The sequence below is a fragment of the Pseudomonas sp. RT4P38 genome, assembly GCF_054897765.1.
In genome coordinates, this window is record NZ_CM142703.1 from 646,660 (window position 1) to 663,197 (window position 16,538).

A 16,538-nucleotide genomic window follows, 5' to 3' on the forward strand; every position below is an offset into this window, starting at 1 on the left:
TCAATCACCGTACTTCCCTGTTACGACCAGCGCCGAAAAATCAGCGAAGTATTAACCCCGCCAAACGCAAAATTATTGTTCATCACGTACTGGTTGCTCATCTTTCGGAACTCGCCGCGCAGGTAATCGAGCTTGCCGCAGTGCGGGTCGACGTCGTCGAGGTTGAGGGTGTGGACGTACAGGTCGCGGTTCAGCATTTCGATGCTGAACCAGGATTCCAGCGCGCCGCAGGCTCCCAGGGTGTGACCGAGGAAGCTCTTCTGCGAGCTGATTGGCATGTGTTCGCCGAACAGACGGCTGGTCGCCAGTGTTTCGGCAATGTCGCCCTGTTCAGTGGCCGTGCCGTGACCATTCACGTAGCCGATGTCCGAAGGCTTCAGCCCGGCATCTTCCAGCGCCAGCTCCATGGCCCGGCGCATGGTGGTTTGCTCCGGCCGGGTGGCGTGCTGGCCGTCGGCGTTGCTGCCGAAACCGACGAGTTCGGCGTGGATGTGCGCACCGCGAGCCAAGGCGTGTTCGAGTTCTTCGAGCACCAGCATGCCGCCGCCTTCACCGATCACCAGGCCATCACGAGCGCTGTCGTATGGGCGTGGGGACGTCTGCGGCGCATCGTTTTTCAAGCTGGTGGCGTAGAGCGCGTCGAAGACCATGGCTTCGGTCGGGCACAGTTCTTCGGCGCCGCCGGCGAGCATCAATGGCAGGCGGCCGAACTTGATCGACTCGTAGGCGTAACCGATGCCCTGACTGCCGCTGGTGCAAGCGCTGGAGGTCGGGATCAGCCGACCGGTGAGGCCGAAGAAGATGCTGATATTCGCCGCCGTGGTGTGCGGCATCATGCGCACGTAGGAGTTGGCGTTCAGGCCCTCGGCCACCGAGTTGAGCAGCATGTTGCCGAACGCCTTGATCTCATCGGTGCTGCCGGTGGATGAGCCGCAGGAAACGCCCATGCGCCCGTCCTTGATCGATTCGTCACCCAACAGCCCGGCATCGGCCAACGCCCGTTCCGCCGCACCGACCGCCAGGCGCGAGACCCGGCCCATGCTGCGCAATTGTTTGCGGGTCCAGTGGCTCGGCACTTTGAAGTCATCGATCGGCCCGGCCAGGCGTGTGTTGAGTTCGGTGAAGCGATCCCACTCGTCCATGCGGCGGATGCCGCTGCGGTTGGCGGCGAAGTTGCCGGCGATGGTGTCCCAATCGCTGCCCAGTGAGGTGATGCCGGCCATGCCGGTGACGACGACGCGCTTCATCAGCACAGGCCTCCGTTGACGGCCAGAACCTGCCGGGTGATGTACGACGCTTCCGCCGACATCAGGAAATTCACAGCGCTGGCCACCTCTTCAGGTGTGCCCATGCGTTGTGCGGGAATCATTTTCATCAGTTCTTCCACCGGCACGTTTTCATCGAGCATCGCGGTGTCGATCAAGCCGGGTGCGACACAGTTAACGGTAATTTTGCGCTTGCCCAGTTCGATCGCCAACGCCTTCGCCGCACCGATCAAACCGGCCTTGGAGGCGCTGTAGTTGACCTGGCCACGGTTGCCGATCAATCCGGAAACCGAGGTGATGCAAACAATCCGTCCGGCCGCGCGGCGACGAATCATCGGCATCATGACCGGGTGCAGCACGTTGTAGAAACCGTCGAGATTAGTGCGCATCACCACATCCCAATCATCCTCGCTCAGGGCTGGAAAAGCACCGTCGCGCGTCAGACCGGCGTTAAGCACCACGCCGTAATAGGCGCCGTGGGTTTCCACGTCGGCTTCGAGAGTGGCTTTGCAGCTGGCGCGGTCGGATACGTCGAATTGCAGGATGCGCGCTTTACGCCCCAATGCTTCGATGTCGGCCTTCACGACTTCAGCGTCCACAAGGCCACTGCGGCAATGCAGCACGATGTCATGCCCGGCCTGGGCCAGACGCAAAGCGATGGCGCGGCCGATGCCACGGCTGGAACCGGTGACCAGTACGGATTCAGTCATGGCTGGATTCCTTTTGAAGAGCCGGTAGATTCATGAAGATACTGAGCAGCCTGAGGCGGACGGAACACGTTCAGACGAGCGGTGGCGTGAATGCCGGGGGCGGTGATGTGGCATTCGAACACGCCCATGCCGTTGTCGTCTTCCAGCGAGCGTATTCCGTGGATGGTCAGCTCGGTGCCGGCGGGGAAGTGCTCGACGTTGCATTCGAATTTACGGGTGCCGAGCAGAAACCCCAGCTCCACCGCATCGCCACGCTGGCGGGCATGGCAGCCGGCGTAGGCGGCGACGCTCTGGGCCATCAATTCGATGCCGACCCATGCCGGCAGGCTGCCGTCCGGGCGGTTGAACAGGCCATCGGGTTTGACCGTGAGGCGGGTGTGAATCTGCTCGTCATCGAACGCCAGGATCTGCTCGATAAAGATCATGTCGCCAGCGTGCGGCAGCAGTTCGGCGATCGGCCAGTCAATCATGGGGCGTCTCCGATAATCAGGCTGACGTTGTTGCCACCGAAGGCAAAGGAGTTGCTCATCAGATAGCGAGGTGCAATGGACGCCAGGCGATCAGCCGGGGTCACCCAATTCAGGGCGGGCAGTTCGGGGTCCGGTTGGCCGTCCCAGACGTGGGGCGGCAGGGCGTGCTCGCGGTTGCCTGCACTCAGGCTCAACCAGCAGAACGCCGCTTCCAGAGCACCAGCCGCGCCGAGGGTGTGGCCGGTCATGGGTTTGGTCGACGAACACGGCACACCCGCCGGGAACAACGTCGCCACCGCCAGGCTTTCCATGGCGTCGTTGTGTTGGGTGGCGGTACCGTGCAGGTTCAGGTAATCAATCTGCTGCGGCTGCAGTTCTGCTCGGCTCAAGGCTTTACGCATTGCTTGCAGGGCGCCACGGCCGGTCGGTTCCGGCGCAGAAATGTGATGCGCATCGGAGCTGGCGCCACTGCCGAGCAGGGCAATCGGCTGGCTGTTGCCAACACTGTTGCTCATCAAAAACAGCACCGCCGCTTCACCAATATTGATGCCGTTACGGTTCACCGAAAACGGGTTGCAACGTTGCCCGGACACCGCTTCCAGCGCCGAGAACCCATTGAGGGTCAACTTGCACAGGCTGTCGACACCGCCGCACAGCACCGCGTCGCAAATGCCCAGGTCCAACAGTCGCTGAGCACTCATCAGCGCTCGGGCGCTGGACGTGCAGGCCGTGGAAATCACATAGGCCGGGCCGCTCAATTGCAGCCGGTCGGCGAGGAAGTTCGCCGGAGCGCCGAGTTCCTGTTGCTGATAGTCGTAATCGGCCGGGAACTGATGCTCGCGGATGTAATGGGCCAGGCCGCGACTGGCTTCGTCGATGCCCGAGGTGCTGGTGCCCAGAACGATACCGATGCGGTCGCGACCGTAAGTCTGGATCGCCTGGTCGATGTCTTCGCGAATTTGCAGCGCGGCTTCCAGCAGCAATTGATTATTACGGCTGCTTTGCTGCGCAAGCTCAGCCGGGATCGGGGCCAGTTCGCCTTGGACCGCGGCCACGGGCAGCGACCGTTCCGCCACCCAGCCGGCCTCATTGCGCATGCCCGAGCAGTCACCGGCAAACAGGTTGCGGGCGACTTCGTGCTTGTCACGGCCCAGGGCGCAGATCACCCCGAGGGCGTTCAGGTAGGCCGTCATGGCGTGTCCCCGCTGAGCGGCGTGACTTGGTATTTCGGGCCTTTGGGCAGGTTCAATTCAAAGCTCATGGGTTGTGAGTAGCGGACTTCCCAGTGCGCTGGCAAGGACCGTTGCGAGCCATGCTGCCACGCGGCGGGATAGTTGCCCGACAGTTCATCTTTGGGGGTCAGTGCAAACAGCAGCGCGGCGAACAGCTCTCGCGCTTCTGGATTGGGTGGCAGCAGGCCGTCAGCCTGCCACTCGCCGTCGACCAGTTTCTGGCGTGCCTGTGGAATGCCCAGCAAGTCCATCATCGACCAGCGAATCCCTAAGCCTTCACGCTGGATCACCAGCACCCAGTCCTGCCGTTGGTCAGCCACCAGGCGCTGGATGTGCAATTGCAGCGGCAACGACAGGTTCGGAGTTTGCTCGGGCAGCGGCGCCCGGCTGGCACAGGCGCTCAGCAACAGGACTGCGCCGAGGAGCAAAAATCTCAGGATGCCCGCTATCCCTGTGGGAGCGAGCTTGTCTCCGGGCGGCGATCCGACGATGAGGGCACTACATTCAACAGTTATGTTGGCTGACCCACCGCTATCGCGAGCAAGCTCGCTCCCACAGGGGCCGCAGTTTGAACGACTGACAATGAACATCAAACACACCTTTCATGGGGTTTGCGCGCGACCACATTGACCAGGGTTTCTTCCCGTTGGCCGAAGGGCTTTGGCCGGCGCAGACCCAAGCGTTCAAGCAGACCGAAATCCTTGGCGCGGCTCCACCACAAGTACGGATAAGACACGTTTTTCGGGCCGAGTTCGAAACCCTGCTGGCGAATCATTTCCAGATACCCGGCGGCGCTCTTCTGCACGTGCATCGGATGGCGGAACAACCAGCGGATCACCCAGGTATCAATGTAAGCCTCGGTGGATTCGGCGAACAGCAGATAGCCACCGGGCTTGAGTACGCGGTAGAACTCGGCCAGTGCCTGTTCCTGCTGCACCAGATGATGGAAGGTCTGGTGACAGAACAGCAGGTCGACGCTGGCGTCTGGAACTTTGATGCTCGCGCAGTCGCTGCCGATCAACTCCACCTCCACACCCTGACGGACGGCTTCTTCGCCGGCCAGGCTCAGGCTGTGAGGGTCGGCGTCCAGACCGATCAGGCGCTGGGGCGCAAAGGTCTGGCGCAAGTACTGAAACGACTTGCCCTGACCGCAACCGGCATCCAGCAGCACCGGGTTGTTCGGCAATGGTTCGCTGAACAGGCCGCGAAGGTCATTGATCGCTACTCGCAACACATGGTGCTGCCAGGTGTGGCTGCGCAGGAACCAGACACCGAAACGGGTTTCTTCGACGTAGGTGTCGCTCAAGTAGCTCATGTGGCATCCCTTGAACAGAGTTCCGACAACATCCGCAGCCGGCGCTTGGGTTCGGCGACGAACGGATTGCGCTCGTCCCAGGCATACCCGGCCAGAATCGAACTGATCATGCGGCGAATATCCGCAGAGCCGCCCACGTGATAGATCACGTCCTGGAACGTCCCGGCGTACCAGCCTTCGACGTAGCAACGGAACGTGTCGACGCCGCGCTTGAGCGGGATGGCGAACTCAGTCTGCCAATCGACATTTTCGCCTTGCAGTTGGCGATGCAGAACCCCGGCGGCCATGCTCGCCGAGCGCATGGCGATGGTCACGCCGGAGGAGAACACCGGGTCGAGGAATTCTGCTGCGTTGCCGAGCAGGGCAAAGCCAGGGCCGTGGAGGGTTTTGACGTTGGCCGAGTAGCCGCCGATGGTTCGCGCAGGCGTATCCCACACGGCGTTGTTCAGCACACCGGCCAGGCTTGGAGTTTCAGCGATAAACCCGCGCAGGCACTTGTCCAGACTCTCCATGCGGCCTTCGAAGTGTTCGGCTGCTGCGACCACGCCCACCGAGCAACGACCGTTGCTGAACGGGATGGTCCAGAACCAGATATCGCGGTGGATCGGATGGGTGGTGATGAGGATTTTTTCCCGCTCGAAGGCCGGGTTGTCGATGTGGTCTTCGACATGGGTGAACACGGCCTGACGCACCGGGAAATCCGACGGAGCTTCAAGGTCGAGCAAGCGCGGCAACACACGCCCATAGCCGCTGGCATCCAGCACGAAATCGGCTTCGACGCGGTACTGGCTGCCGTCTTCGCGAAGCACGTCGAGCTGCGGTTTCGGCAGGCTGAAATCGACGCTGACGATGGCTTCGCCGTAACGAACGTCGACACCTTGCAGCGCGGCCTGATCGGCCAGTAGTTTGTCAAAATCGGCACGCAGGACCTGGAAGGTGGTCGGCTTGCCGTTGCTGAAAGTCTCGCCGAAATCAAAGGCGCTGTATCGCTCGCCCCAAGCGAATGCCGCACCGTTTTTGAACTGGAATCCAGCGGCGTTCACGGCCTCGAGCATGCCGGCTTCTTCGACGAAATCCAGGCAGTGGGACAGCAGGCTTTCACCGATGGAAAACCTTGGGAAATGCTGGCGTTCGATCATCAATACATCGTGCCCTTTGCGCTTGAGTAGCGCGGCGGCAATGGCGCCCGATGGACCTGCACCGATCACCACGACCTGGCGATGTTCCATTTCAACTGTTGGCACGGGGGCTCCTTGCCGGGACGGCGATGTTCAGAGGGGGGCGGTGCATGCCGGCGAGTGCCGGCAGCAGTGTCGCGATCAGGCCCATCACCATCAGCGCGAAGTACAGCGCCGGGCTGATGAGGTGTTGTTGTAGCAGCAGGTTGAGAAAGACGATCTCGCTCAAGCCACGAATATTCAGCAAGACACTTTCCCGCCAGCGACTCGCGCCTTCAAACGAGGCGCCGGCCCAGCCGAGGCCCAGCCAGTTGCCCAGCAGTTTACTGGCAATCGGGAACAGCAGCAGTGCCGCCAGTTGCACCCAGCCGAGGCTGGCCATGGCCGCGTGGACGTTGATCTGCACGATGCCGAACGTGAGGATCAGCGGGATCGCGATGTACGTCTGCAAGTGACTCATCCAGATCACCGGCAACGGCAGCACCAGCGGCACTTTGAGCGCGGCCATCCACAGCAGGTAACCGATGCCGAAAATCAACGCGTTGAGCTTGAAGTGTTCCGCCACGATCAGCAGTGCGAAGAAGCACCCGCTGTGCAGCAACGGCTGGCGCAATCGGAACAGGCGCAGCAGCAACGGCAAGCAGGCGCCGGCCAGCGGCAGCAGGAGGCTGCTCAGGTGCAGGCTGCCTTGGGCGATGGCGAACAGGGTCCAGCAGGTGAGGTCGATGAGGATCGCGGTTTGCACCAGTCGCCGAGTGGCGGCGGGCGGGTAGTTGATGTGCCGCAGGTACAAATACAACACCGGAATCGCGGTGATGGCGAACAGCAAGCCGACCGCCAGGGAACTGATCCAGGGTTGCGGCGGCAACAGCCACACCGCGGTTGCTAGCCCGCAGGCAAACGGAATGGAGAAACTCGGCAGGGCGATTTTCAGGCTTTGACGGTCGAGTCGCAGATCAATCACGTCACTGAGAATGTGCCCGAGCAACAAGGCAAAACTCAGGCTGTAGAAGTTTTTCAGCCAGACCGGCGCGACCAGCGCGGCGCCGCTCAATTGCCACTGGGGTTCGATCCAGAAGTACATCAGCAGCGGCAGGCCGAAGGTGGCCAGCAGCAACTGGCTGACGATCGGGATCACGCCGAAGTGACGACCGACACGGGTGGCCACGGCGAACAGTGCCAGGGCCATTGCCCAAAACAAGGCGATCATCATGCAGCAGACTCCGCGACCGGGGTGGCGTGAACCTGGCGTCCGGCCCAAGGCGCAAGAATGAAGCTGAAGGCCAGGCCCAGGCTAACGGACAGACCAAAGTTGCTCACCGCCGGTGTGCTGGACACCGCCAGCAGACCGAACGACAGCCAGGTGGTCAGCGCCGCCAGCAAGGTGCCCAGCAGGCTCACCGCAGCGCCGCCGACCTGTTCACGCATGAGGATCGCGTAATCGACGCTGATGGCCGTCACCAGCAGCAGGCCGAACAGGCTGAACAGCGTCAGCGGTTGCCCCAGCCAGCCGAGACTGGCCAGGCTGCACAGCGCGGCCAGCAGCGGCAGGGCGACGATCCGCAGCGCGCCGCCGAAGCCGAACGGCAGGATCAGCACCAGCACGATCAGCACACAGGAAGCGAGTTTCAGCTCTGCGGCACTGATCTGGGTGTCGGCGAACACCTTGTTCAGCTCCCCGAGGCGATCCACCAGTTCCACGCCCGGCAAGTCCAGCGCCTGGACTCGTAGCAGAGAGGGGTTGTTCAGGCCTTGCAGACTGACCATCGCCGCTACGCCGTCATCGGTCGGTCCCAGCCACAGCGCGCGATAGGGTTCGGCCAGCGGGCCGACCAGCGCCGCGTCGATGTCTTCGGTGGGCAGTGCCTGTAACTTCGTGAGCTCTGCTTGCAGCGCCTCGGCCGGCACGCCAACATCGAGCAGCGGTTGCCAGAACTGCGGCAACTTGTTCAATGCTTCGCGCACTTTCCGCTGTTCGGTGGGTTGGCTGACCAGTTGATTGAGTGACAGATAACCCTGGAGTTTTTCCAGGTTGACCAACTGATCCAGCCGCTCACTCAACGCGGTTTGGCGTTCGAGCAGTTCCTGTTGATTGGCTGCGCGCACCAGGAAGAACTGGCTGGTGGGTTGATAGCCCGTGATGCGCGCAATGGTTTGTGCTTCGTCAGTCAGTTGCTGCGGTGCACCGACCCACTGGCGAATGTCATTTTTGGTGTCGAGCTGCAACAGACCGCCCGCACAAAAGGCAATCAGCAGCGCCAGCAACACCGGCGTACTCGCGAGTTTGAGCAACGCCTCACGGCGCCCCAACAAATACTCGGAAACCCGCAGTGGCCATTGCGCCGGTCGCAGGTCGACGCCTTTGAGCAGTGCCGGCAGCAGGCACACCGCGGACAAATAAGCGCCGAGCAGACCGGCGGCCGAGAACACGGCAATTTGGGTCAGCGCCGGGAACGGGGTCCAGGCCAGGGCCAGGTAACCGATGCAACTGGTGATCAGGCTCAGCGTCAGGCCCGGCAATGTCAGGCGCAGGGCCGGCCAGCTGTGCCAGGGTTTCAGGCTCCAGCTCTTGGACAGGTAATGCAGCGGGTAATCGACCGCTACGCCGATCAGGCTCGAGCCAAGCACCAGCGTCATCACGTGCATATGGCCGAACAGCGCCACGCAGGCCACCGCGCCGAAGAGCATGCCCACCAGCACCGGAACGAAGGCCAGCAACACGCGCCAGCGCCGGAAGGCCAGCAGCAACAGCAACAGAATTCCCACCGTGGCGCCACCACCGACCCAGGTCATTTCCCGGGTGGCTTGCTTTTGCCCACTGGCCGCATAGAGCAAGCCGCTGGCGGCAAGCAGTTGAACGTTTGCCTGGGCGGCTTCTTCACGGCTGTGCTTGAGCAGATCGGCCACTTGCAGCGGCAGGTTCATGTCGAAGGCGTTGCCCGTGGTTCGCGAGCGCAGCAACACCCAACTCTTGCCGTCGGCATCGGCGACCAACGCACCGCTGCCGATGTCCAGTTGCACCGAACCGTGCTGCGGCTGGCTGTTCTGGATGCGCCCGGTCAGGCCCAGCCAGTCATCCTGGCTCGGCACCAGACTGAAACCGGTGAAGGGGTCGAACAGCGCTTGTACTCGCTGCTGGATAAAGGCGTCGGGATGCTCAATCAGTTGCTGCCGGTCGGCCGCCGAGAGCATCGCCAGTCGGCCTTGCAGTAGTTGCGTGCGCAGCGCCGGCAAGTCGGCTTGCAGGTTCCACTGGACCTTTTCGAACAAGCCGCTGGCCTGCCACTGCTCGCCCAGTTTCTGCGCCATGGCGACCGCTTGCTGGCGATCGGTGTGGCCGACCAGCACCAGCATTTCGCGGTTCAGCGGTTCTTGCATGCGTTGTTCGGCGCGCAGTTCCAGCGCGTCCGGCGCCGTGCCTGGCACCAGTTCCATCAGGTTGGCCGACAGCGGGGCGCCGTCACGCCATTGCCAACCGGCGAGCGCGAGCACCGCCAGCAGCAGGATCAGAAACAGCCGCGGAAGACTCCGCTCACTGGGCAAAGTCATGTTGCTCCGCGTTGCTCAACGGTTGGGCGCTGGTGCTGTCTTGCATGCGTAAAAGCGTGCTGTCGCCCTGGGTTTCGAGCAGCTCGATGCTGTGCACCAGTTCGCCGCCGGCAATGTTGATCTGAGTGAACACCTGCTTAAGCAGCATTGAGCGCGGGGTCAGCGTCAGCTTCCAGTTCTGCGCATCGCCGTCCAGCGAAAGCTCGAAATCCCGTTGCAGTCCGCTGCTGTCACCTTGCAATACGGCGAGGAACAAGCGGTTCTGCTCGGCGCCGGCACTCTTGCTCGGGAGCATTTGCCAACCGTTGGCGTCACGCCGGGCAATGCCTTTGTCGCTGATGCGGTAATCCTGTTGCAGCGGGGTTTTCAGCAGCCAGAGCAAACCGTGGTTTTTAGCCAGGACGAAGGTGCCCTTGCTGGTCAGCGGCTGGGGCAGGGCGCGCAGGTGTTTTTCCTGGATGAAGTTACCGTGGATCACGTCAGGCTTGGCCAGTTGATCGCTGAGCTGTTGCAGATCGAATGCATGAGCGATCGATGACAACCCAAGCAGCGTCAACGCGCCGAGACATTTGAAGAACGGGTTCATGCAAGCATCCTTTCAACAGCGTCGGTGAAGACCTTGGGTGAGGCCAACAGCATTTCGCGGCTGCTCATGTCGACGGCAACCTGCACGGAACTGGCGCGGGTCAAGCGGTCGCCGGTTTCCAGATCGCTGATCAGGTAGCTGATCTTCAGACGGTTCTCCCACTCCACCAGATTGGCGCGCACGTTCAACTTCTGACCGAACACCGCGCCGCGCACATAACGCAATTGCAGATCAATCACCGGCCACGCGTAACCGGACTCAACCATGGCGTCGTAGTTGTGGCCGATCTTGTCCAGCAGCGCGCAGCGGGCGACTTCCAGGTATTTGACGTAATGGCCGTGCCAAACGACGTTCATGGTGTCGACGTCAAAGAACGGCACGAGGATTTCCGTATCGGTGTGAAGCACGCCCTTGCTACGCATGCAGCCTCCAGTGTTGTTCGGCAATACGCTTCAGGCACAGGCGCAATTCGCCTTCCAGCGCCCGGTCTTCGATGACCGGCGGGAAGTCTTTCGCCAGCTCTTCGTGCATGGCGGCCAGGGCTGGCGGCAATGGACGGGCATCCTCGGCCTTGCTGCGCAGCCAGACGCCTTGATTGGCGGCCAGCAGGGTGGCGGCGGCGACCTGTTCGGTCAGTTCCAGCACGCGGATCGCATCGCGGGCAGCGATGGTGCCCATGCTCACTTTGTCCTGGTTGTGGCACTCGGTGGAGCGCGAGAAGACACTGGCCGGCATGGTGTTTTTCAGCGCTTCGGCGGTCCAGGCACTGGTGCCGATCTGCACGGCTTTGAAGCCGTGGTTGAGCATCGCGCGATCCGCGGTTGCACCGGACAGGTTGCTCGGCAAACCGTGGTTGTAACGCTCGTCCACCAGCAACGCAAGTTGACGGTCGAGCAGATCGGCGACGTTGGCCACCAGGTTCTTCAGGCTGTCCATGGCGAACGCAATGTGGCCGCCATAGAAGTGCCCGCCGTGCAGCACGCGTTCGGCTTCGGCGTCGATGATCGGGTTGTCGTTGGCACTGTTGAGTTCGATCTCGATGAACGAGCGCAGCCAGTTCAGGCTGTCGGCCAGCACGCCGAGGACGTGGGGCGCGCACCGCAGGGAATAGCGGTCTTGCAGGCGATGCAGCGGCGCGGTCGGCGCGTCGATCGCCAGATCCTTGCGCAGCCACGCGGCGACTTGCATTTGCCCCGGATGCGGCTTGGTGGCGAACAGGCGCTCGTCGAAGTGCTCGGGGTTACCTTGCAGCGCGACCACGTTTAACGCGGTGATGCGGGTGGCCAATTGCAGCAGGTAGTCGGCGCGGGCGTAGGCCAGGCAGGCGAGGCCGGTCATGACGGCGGTGCCGTTCATCAAGGCCAGGGCTTCTTTCGGGCGCAGTACCAGCGGCTCCCAACCCATTTCGCGGTGCACGTCGGCGGCTTGCCAGCGTTCACCCCGGAACATCACTTCACGCTCGCCGGACAACGTCGCGGCGACATAGGACAGAGGCGTCAGATCACCACTGGCGCCCACCGAACCTTCTTCCGGAATCAGCGGCAGAATGTCGTGTTCGAGAAAGGCTTGCAGGCGTTCCAGCAGCTCCACGCGCACCCCGGACACGCCGTGGCACAGCGACTGCAAACGCGCCGCCAGCACCGCGCGAGTGGCCTGCGCATCGAGCAGTTTGCCCAGGCCGCAGCCGTGGAACGTGTACAGATGACGGGGCAACGCCTCGACGTGATGCAGCGGCACCGCGACCACGCAGGAATCGCCGTAGCCGGTGGTCACACCGTAGATCACACCTTCCTTGTCCAGCAGGGAGTCGAGGAATCGCGCACCCTTGGCGATACGCTCGCGGTACGCAGGGTCGCTTTGCAACTGCGTCGGCACCTGACGGTTGGCCAGGGCCAGCACGTCTTCGATGCGCAAAGGGAGTTCGCCGAAGGTTACCGGCTCAAGCGTTGGCGTCGTCATCGGTCTTCCAGAAAGGGTAAAAGTTGAACCATTGTTGGGGCGCTTCAAGGCAATAGTGACCCAAGCGTTCGGCATAGCGGGAGGCCCACTGATGAATGACCTGCTCGCGGTCGCTGCGCTTCCACACCACGGCCTCGGCGAACGGCTCGAGGGTCAGTCGATAGTCGCCCGCCGGCTTCTTCAGGCACAGCATCAGGTTGATCGGGCATTTCAGCAGACCGGCCAGCAACCACGGCCCCTGAGGGAACGCGGCTTGATGGCCAAGGAAGTCCACCGTCACGCTGCGCCCGCCGTGCAGCGGCACGCGGTCGCCGGCAATCGCCAGCCACTCGCCGCGTTCCAGACGCTCATGGAGTTGCAGCATGATCAGCGGGTCCAGCTCGCTGACCTGGATCAGTCGCAGATTGGTCGCGCCGGCTTCGCCCAGCAAACGGTTGAATTGCTCGGCGTGCTTGGTGTGCACCAACACGTTCATCGTGACTTTTTCGCCGATCTCGGCCAACGCACGGCAGACCTCGAGATTGCCCAGGTGCGCGCCCACCAGCATCTGCCCGCGGGTGCCGCGCAGTTGAGTGCGCAGCAATGCCGGGTCGATGATTTCAATCTGCTCGATGCTCAGCTTGCCGTTCCACACGTCGAGTTTGTCGAGCATGGAATCGGCGAAGGCCATGAACTGGCCGAAGACCCGCCAATGAGTCGGGCGCAATTCGTTGCGACCACTCCAGTCGGCGAGCCGTTGCTGGTATTGCCAGGCGCTGCGGCGAGCGCTGCGACCGAACAGGAAAAAGTAAAGAACGATGCCGTACAGCAGCGGGCTCAGCAGCCGACGGCCCAACACCTTTGCACCGAACGCCGTGAGCTTCATTAGCCAGAAACTGCCGCGCTCCTGGCGGTCAGCCCAGTGCTTTTTGTCCACGTTGCTGCTCATGCTCGCCACCGTCGCCAGAGAATCACCGGTGCCCGCAGCAACATGCCGAAGAACAGCCGGGTGTGCATGCTCGTAATCAGCACATTGTCGTGGAACAGGCGGAAATGCGAGACGCCATCCAATGGGTAATGGACTTTGGTTTGCAGCCATTGCATGGGGAGATTGCGCCAGGCCAGTCGCACGAGAACGTCCGAGTCGAAGTCCATGCGCTTGCCGATCTTCGCCGAATCGATCAGCGCCAGGGTCGGTGGTAACGGATAGACGCGAAAGCCGCACATGGAATCGCGAATCTGCAACGACAGGGTGTTGATCCAGACCATGACGTGAGTCAGGTAACGGGCGTACAAACGGCCTTTCGGCACGCTGGCGTCGTATTGCGGATAGCCGCAGATCACCGCCTCGGGATGGGCGCGTGACTGTTCGATGAAGGTCTGGACGTCGTGCAGATCGTGCTGACCGTCGGCGTCCACCTGCAAGGCATGGCTGAAGCCCAGGCGCGAAGCTTCGCGCATGCCGGTCATGACGGCGGCGCCCTTGCCTTGATTGGTGGCGAGACGGATCAGGAACACCTTGTCGCGCTTGGCCAGTTGATCGAGCACCTTTGCACAGGCCGGGCTGCTGGCATCGTCCACCAAAATGCATGGCAGGCCGCTGGCGAGCAGCGCATCAACCACCGTGGTGATGGCGGTTTCGTGGTTGTAGACCGGGACGATTGCGCAGGGGTTATGCATGTTGGTGTTCACCTGAAAGACCGAGGTGCCTGCTTCGCGAGCAAGCTCGCTCCCACATTGGATCTCTGTCAAACACCAATCCCCTGTGGGAGCGAGCTTGCTCGCGATTGAGTGCGCCGCACTCACCAAGGTTATGCATCGCCTGCAGCCTCCAGCAAGATCCGGCCACTGGAGCAGGTCGCGGTCTCGTTGCGATAGGCGAAATACAACTTGCTGCGCGTCGGATCGAAGCGCAAGTGCAGCTGGACTTCATCGCCGGGGCGCACCAGTTGCTGGAATTTCAGCACTTCCATGCCGGCGAATCTTGCCGGCAGATCCATCAATTGCTGGCCCAGCGTTAACGCCCATTCCACTTGCACCACACCGGGCAATACCGGCGCCTGGGGGAAGTGGCCGCTGAAGTAGGCGAGGTCGGGTGGTACCGCCAGTTGCAGGCTCCACTCACCATCGACTTCGATCTGCTCCAGCACCTCCGGCGCCTTTGGGCGCGGCGTCAGCAGCAGGGCTTCAACGGTAGCCTGGGGCAGTTTGCCCTGAGCGTTCAGCGGCAGATGCCGCAACAGGCGCCAACGGCGTGGCAAGGCCAAGGCTTCGCAATGCTGGCTCAGATGTTGACGCAGTTCTTGCGTGAGGGTACGTCGACCCTGATTGCGCAAGGCATGCAGGCCTGACTCGGTCAGCACCAGCAGCGCACCCAACGAAGCGCGGTTCTCCTGAACCACGCCAAGACGCGCTTCGGCGACCCAGTCGTGGGCCATCAGGGCCTGTTCCAGCATCGGTAGCGAGATACGTTTTTCTTCCAGTTTGACGATCCGGTCCAGCCGTCCGAGCAGTTCGAATCGGCCGTCGGCAGCGATTCTGGCGGCGTCCGCAGTGTGTTCGATATGGCCGTGCGGCAAGTACGGCGAAGCAATGAGCAGGGCGCCGTCGCTGTCCTGGCTCAATTCGATGTCCGCAAAGGGCTGCCAGAGAGCGTCGCCCTGACGCCAGGCGATGCCGCCGGTTTCCGAGCTGCCGAGGATTTCCGTCGGCCATTGCTGCAGGCGTTGCTGAAGGCGTTGCGCGGCCTCGGCCGGTAATGCACCGCCGGAGGAAAATACTCGGCGAACCGCGCTTAAAGCGGGCCAGTCCAGGTTGTCGCCCATGCGCTTGAGCAGCGCCGGGCTGGCGACCCAGGCAAACGCCGGGTGTTCGCGGCTGGCGCGCTGCAGGTCTTCAGGGAATGCCAGCTGCTTGCGCACAAACGAGCGCCCGGCGCACAGCGGCCACAGCACTCGAAACAACAATCCGTAAATATGCTGAGTGGCGACGCTGCCAATGATGCAAGCCTGGTCCAGATCGGCACCCCAGAGTTGCTCCAGCGCTTCGACTTCATTGGCCAGTTGGCGCAGGGTTTTGTCGATGCGCTTGGGCTCGCCACTGGAACCGGACGTGCACAGGCTCAGCGAACAACGATCCAGATCCAGTACGGCGGGCATCAACGGTGGATGCCGGTAATCGCTCAGGTGCGCGTCATCGGCCTGATCGGTCAGCCACAGATCGACTTCGGTCGACCAGCGCTGTCGAGTCTGGGCTTGCAGGTCCGCGGGTAGCAGCACGCTGACCCCGGCACGCCAGGCACCCAGCAGGGCAATTGCCAGGTCGGCGGCATCCTCAAGGTGCACCGCAATGCGGCGCACGCCTTGGGCTTGCAGGCCCGCGGCGAGGCTCAATGCATGTACGCACAGTTGCGCGTGATTCAGCGTCGGTTCGGCCGTCACGGCACGTTCCGGTTGCGCCTTGAGCAACAGTTGCTCAAGTTTTATCCAATTCATGGGTGGCCTCGTACCCGTTGTCGTATAAGCCATTCAATGGCAAACAGCAGGCCCATCAATCCGTAGGAAATCAGGCCGGTGTACAACATCCACCAACTCAGCGGCGCCCAGAGGGTCAGGGCGGCGGCGAGTAAACCGTTACAGAGGAAAAACACGCTCCAGGCGATCGTCACCTGGCGCGTATAAACAATCGCCTTGGCCGGCAGTTGCGGTTCACGCATACGCGCCAGGCGTTCGATCATCGGTGGGCCGTATTTCAGGCTCAGGCCAAACAGCCCGAGCATGAAAGCGCTGATCAGCACCGGGTACCAGCGCAGCAACAGCGGGCTGTCGAACAGCGCCAGCAACAGGCAAAAAACGATCGCGGTGATCGCCATCCACAGGCTGCCAGGACGGCGCGCGCCGAGCAGTGCCCGAGCCAGCCACAGACTGCCCAGCAGCAGACCGAACTGCCATGGGGCGAAATGCTCCATGCCGAAATACACCGCGAAGGGGTACAGCAGACCCGCCAGCAGCAGGCCAAGGCCGATCAATCGACTCATGCGGCCGGCTGAACCAGACGGTAGACCGCCTCGACCACGTCGCTGACCGTGCGCACCGTTTTGAATTCTTCGGCGGCGATTTTCTTGCCGGTCTGGCGTTTGATGTGATCGATCAGGTCGACCGCGTCAATGCTGTCAATTTCCAGATCCTGATACAGGTTGGATTCGAGGCTCACGCGCTCGGGGTCCAGCTCGAAGAGCTCGACCAGAGCATCGCGCAGGGTGTTGAAAATGTCGTCACGAGTTTGCATGGTCCGAT

17 protein-coding genes are annotated in these 16,538 nt (G+C 62.2%); all 17 read right to left on the minus strand.

From position 1 onward, the window contains the following. Nucleotides 1–20 precede the first annotated feature (20 nt). The 17 genes from ACYZT7_RS03000 to ACYZT7_RS03080 all read right to left on the minus strand — a co-directional run bounded on the left by ACYZT7_RS03000 (nt 21) and on the right by ACYZT7_RS03080 (nt 16,530). Entirely contained in the window at nt 21–1,247 is a 1,227-nt protein-coding gene (locus ACYZT7_RS03000) for a beta-ketoacyl-ACP synthase (RefSeq protein ID WP_462039881.1), read from the minus strand. Further along, entirely contained in the window at nt 1,247–1,975 is a 729-nt protein-coding gene (gene fabG / locus ACYZT7_RS03005) for a 3-oxoacyl-ACP reductase FabG (protein ID WP_462039882.1), read from the minus strand. The genes ACYZT7_RS03000 and fabG overlap by 1 nt, the downstream gene beginning before the upstream one ends. Beyond that, a complete protein-coding gene (locus ACYZT7_RS03010; RefSeq protein ID WP_462039883.1) occupies nt 1,972–2,445 on the minus strand; it encodes a hotdog family protein in 474 nt (157 codons plus the stop codon). The genes fabG and ACYZT7_RS03010 overlap by 4 nt, the downstream gene beginning before the upstream one ends. Continuing rightward, entirely contained in the window at nt 2,442–3,638 is a 1,197-nt protein-coding gene (locus ACYZT7_RS03015) for a beta-ketoacyl-[acyl-carrier-protein] synthase family protein (protein ID WP_462039884.1), read from the minus strand. The genes ACYZT7_RS03010 and ACYZT7_RS03015 overlap by 4 nt, the downstream gene beginning before the upstream one ends. Then, nucleotides 3,635–4,267, minus strand: a complete 633-nt coding sequence (locus ACYZT7_RS03020; RefSeq protein ID WP_462039885.1) for a hypothetical protein — start codon at nt 4,265–4,267, stop codon at nt 3,635–3,637. Before ACYZT7_RS03020 ends, ACYZT7_RS03015 begins: the two co-directional genes overlap by 4 nt. Beyond that, complete coding sequence (locus ACYZT7_RS03025) at nt 4,267–4,992, minus strand: class I SAM-dependent methyltransferase (RefSeq protein ID WP_462039886.1); 726 nt, start codon at nt 4,990–4,992, stop codon at nt 4,267–4,269. Before ACYZT7_RS03025 ends, ACYZT7_RS03020 begins: the two co-directional genes overlap by 1 nt. Continuing rightward, nucleotides 4,989–6,236: an NAD(P)/FAD-dependent oxidoreductase gene (locus ACYZT7_RS03030; RefSeq protein WP_462039887.1), complete on the minus strand. Its 1,248-nt coding sequence runs from the start codon at nt 6,234–6,236 to the stop codon at nt 4,989–4,991. The genes ACYZT7_RS03025 and ACYZT7_RS03030 overlap by 4 nt, the downstream gene beginning before the upstream one ends. Next, nucleotides 6,223–7,383 (minus strand): cation:proton antiporter, encoded by a 1,161-nt coding sequence (locus tag ACYZT7_RS03035; RefSeq protein ID WP_462039888.1) that lies wholly within the window; start codon nt 7,381–7,383, stop codon nt 6,223–6,225. The genes ACYZT7_RS03030 and ACYZT7_RS03035 overlap by 14 nt, the downstream gene beginning before the upstream one ends. Then, on the minus strand, nt 7,380–9,719 hold the full coding sequence (locus ACYZT7_RS03040; RefSeq protein ID WP_462039889.1) for an MMPL family transporter: 2,340 nt from the start codon (nt 9,717–9,719) through the stop codon (nt 7,380–7,382). Before ACYZT7_RS03040 ends, ACYZT7_RS03035 begins: the two co-directional genes overlap by 4 nt. Then, entirely contained in the window at nt 9,703–10,305 is a 603-nt protein-coding gene (locus ACYZT7_RS03045) for an outer membrane lipoprotein carrier protein LolA (RefSeq protein ID WP_462039890.1), read from the minus strand. The genes ACYZT7_RS03040 and ACYZT7_RS03045 overlap by 17 nt, the downstream gene beginning before the upstream one ends. Then, the gene (locus ACYZT7_RS03050) at nt 10,302–10,727 is read right to left on the minus strand and encodes an acyl-CoA thioesterase (protein ID WP_462039891.1); all 426 of its coding nucleotides are present in this window, start codon (nt 10,725–10,727) and stop codon (nt 10,302–10,304) included. The genes ACYZT7_RS03045 and ACYZT7_RS03050 overlap by 4 nt, the downstream gene beginning before the upstream one ends. Further along, nucleotides 10,720–12,264 (minus strand): HAL/PAL/TAL family ammonia-lyase, encoded by a 1,545-nt coding sequence (locus ACYZT7_RS03055; protein WP_462039892.1) that lies wholly within the window; start codon nt 12,262–12,264, stop codon nt 10,720–10,722. The genes ACYZT7_RS03050 and ACYZT7_RS03055 overlap by 8 nt, the downstream gene beginning before the upstream one ends. Continuing rightward, nucleotides 12,245–13,192, minus strand: a complete 948-nt coding sequence (locus ACYZT7_RS03060) for an LpxL/LpxP family acyltransferase (protein ID WP_462039893.1) — start codon at nt 13,190–13,192, stop codon at nt 12,245–12,247. Before ACYZT7_RS03060 ends, ACYZT7_RS03055 begins: the two co-directional genes overlap by 20 nt. Further along, complete coding sequence (locus tag ACYZT7_RS03065) at nt 13,189–13,923, minus strand: glycosyltransferase family 2 protein (protein WP_462039894.1); 735 nt, start codon at nt 13,921–13,923, stop codon at nt 13,189–13,191. Before ACYZT7_RS03065 ends, ACYZT7_RS03060 begins: the two co-directional genes overlap by 4 nt. A 131-nt stretch (nt 13,924–14,054) precedes the next feature. After that, nucleotides 14,055–15,737, minus strand: a complete 1,683-nt coding sequence (locus ACYZT7_RS03070) for an AMP-binding protein (protein ID WP_462039895.1) — start codon at nt 15,735–15,737, stop codon at nt 14,055–14,057. Beyond that, complete coding sequence (locus ACYZT7_RS03075) at nt 15,734–16,279, minus strand: COG4648 family protein (protein ID WP_462039896.1); 546 nt, start codon at nt 16,277–16,279, stop codon at nt 15,734–15,736. The genes ACYZT7_RS03070 and ACYZT7_RS03075 overlap by 4 nt, the downstream gene beginning before the upstream one ends. Beyond that, complete coding sequence (locus ACYZT7_RS03080; RefSeq protein ID WP_017336166.1) at nt 16,276–16,530, minus strand: acyl carrier protein; 255 nt, start codon at nt 16,528–16,530, stop codon at nt 16,276–16,278. Before ACYZT7_RS03080 ends, ACYZT7_RS03075 begins: the two co-directional genes overlap by 4 nt. Between the last annotated feature and the right edge of the window lie 8 nt (nt 16,531–16,538).

Bases quoted from the DNA above. Each gene is read 5' to 3' on its own strand.
- ACYZT7_RS03000 (WP_462039881.1), bottom strand. From the start codon at position 1,247: ATGAAGCGCGTCGTCGTCACCGGCATGGCCGGCATCACCTCACTGGGC.
- fabG (WP_462039882.1), bottom strand. From the start codon at position 1,975: ATGACTGAATCCGTACTGGTCACCGGTTCCAGCCGTGGCATCGGCCGC.
- ACYZT7_RS03010 (WP_462039883.1), bottom strand. From the start codon at position 2,445: ATGATTGACTGGCCGATCGCCGAACTGCTGCCGCACGCTGGCGACATG.
- ACYZT7_RS03015 (WP_462039884.1), bottom strand. From the start codon at position 3,638: ATGACGGCCTACCTGAACGCCCTCGGGGTGATCTGCGCCCTGGGCCGT.
- ACYZT7_RS03020 (WP_462039885.1), bottom strand. From the start codon at position 4,267: ATGTTCATTGTCAGTCGTTCAAACTGCGGCCCCTGTGGGAGCGAGCTT.
- ACYZT7_RS03025 (WP_462039886.1), bottom strand. From the start codon at position 4,992: ATGAGCTACTTGAGCGACACCTACGTCGAAGAAACCCGTTTCGGTGTC.
- ACYZT7_RS03035 (WP_462039888.1), bottom strand. From the start codon at position 7,383: ATGATGATCGCCTTGTTTTGGGCAATGGCCCTGGCACTGTTCGCCGTG.
- ACYZT7_RS03040 (WP_462039889.1), bottom strand. From the start codon at position 9,719: ATGACTTTGCCCAGTGAGCGGAGTCTTCCGCGGCTGTTTCTGATCCTG.
- ACYZT7_RS03045 (WP_462039890.1), bottom strand. From the start codon at position 10,305: ATGAACCCGTTCTTCAAATGTCTCGGCGCGTTGACGCTGCTTGGGTTG.
- ACYZT7_RS03050 (WP_462039891.1), bottom strand. From the start codon at position 10,727: ATGCGTAGCAAGGGCGTGCTTCACACCGATACGGAAATCCTCGTGCCG.
- ACYZT7_RS03055 (WP_462039892.1), bottom strand. From the start codon at position 12,264: ATGACGACGCCAACGCTTGAGCCGGTAACCTTCGGCGAACTCCCTTTG.
- ACYZT7_RS03060 (WP_462039893.1), bottom strand. From the start codon at position 13,192: ATGAGCAGCAACGTGGACAAAAAGCACTGGGCTGACCGCCAGGAGCGC.
- ACYZT7_RS03065 (WP_462039894.1), bottom strand. From the start codon at position 13,923: ATGCATAACCCCTGCGCAATCGTCCCGGTCTACAACCACGAAACCGCC.
- ACYZT7_RS03070 (WP_462039895.1), bottom strand. From the start codon at position 15,737: ATGAATTGGATAAAACTTGAGCAACTGTTGCTCAAGGCGCAACCGGAA.
- ACYZT7_RS03075 (WP_462039896.1), bottom strand. From the start codon at position 16,279: ATGAGTCGATTGATCGGCCTTGGCCTGCTGCTGGCGGGTCTGCTGTAC.
- ACYZT7_RS03080 (WP_017336166.1), bottom strand. From the start codon at position 16,530: ATGCAAACTCGTGACGACATTTTCAACACCCTGCGCGATGCTCTGGTC.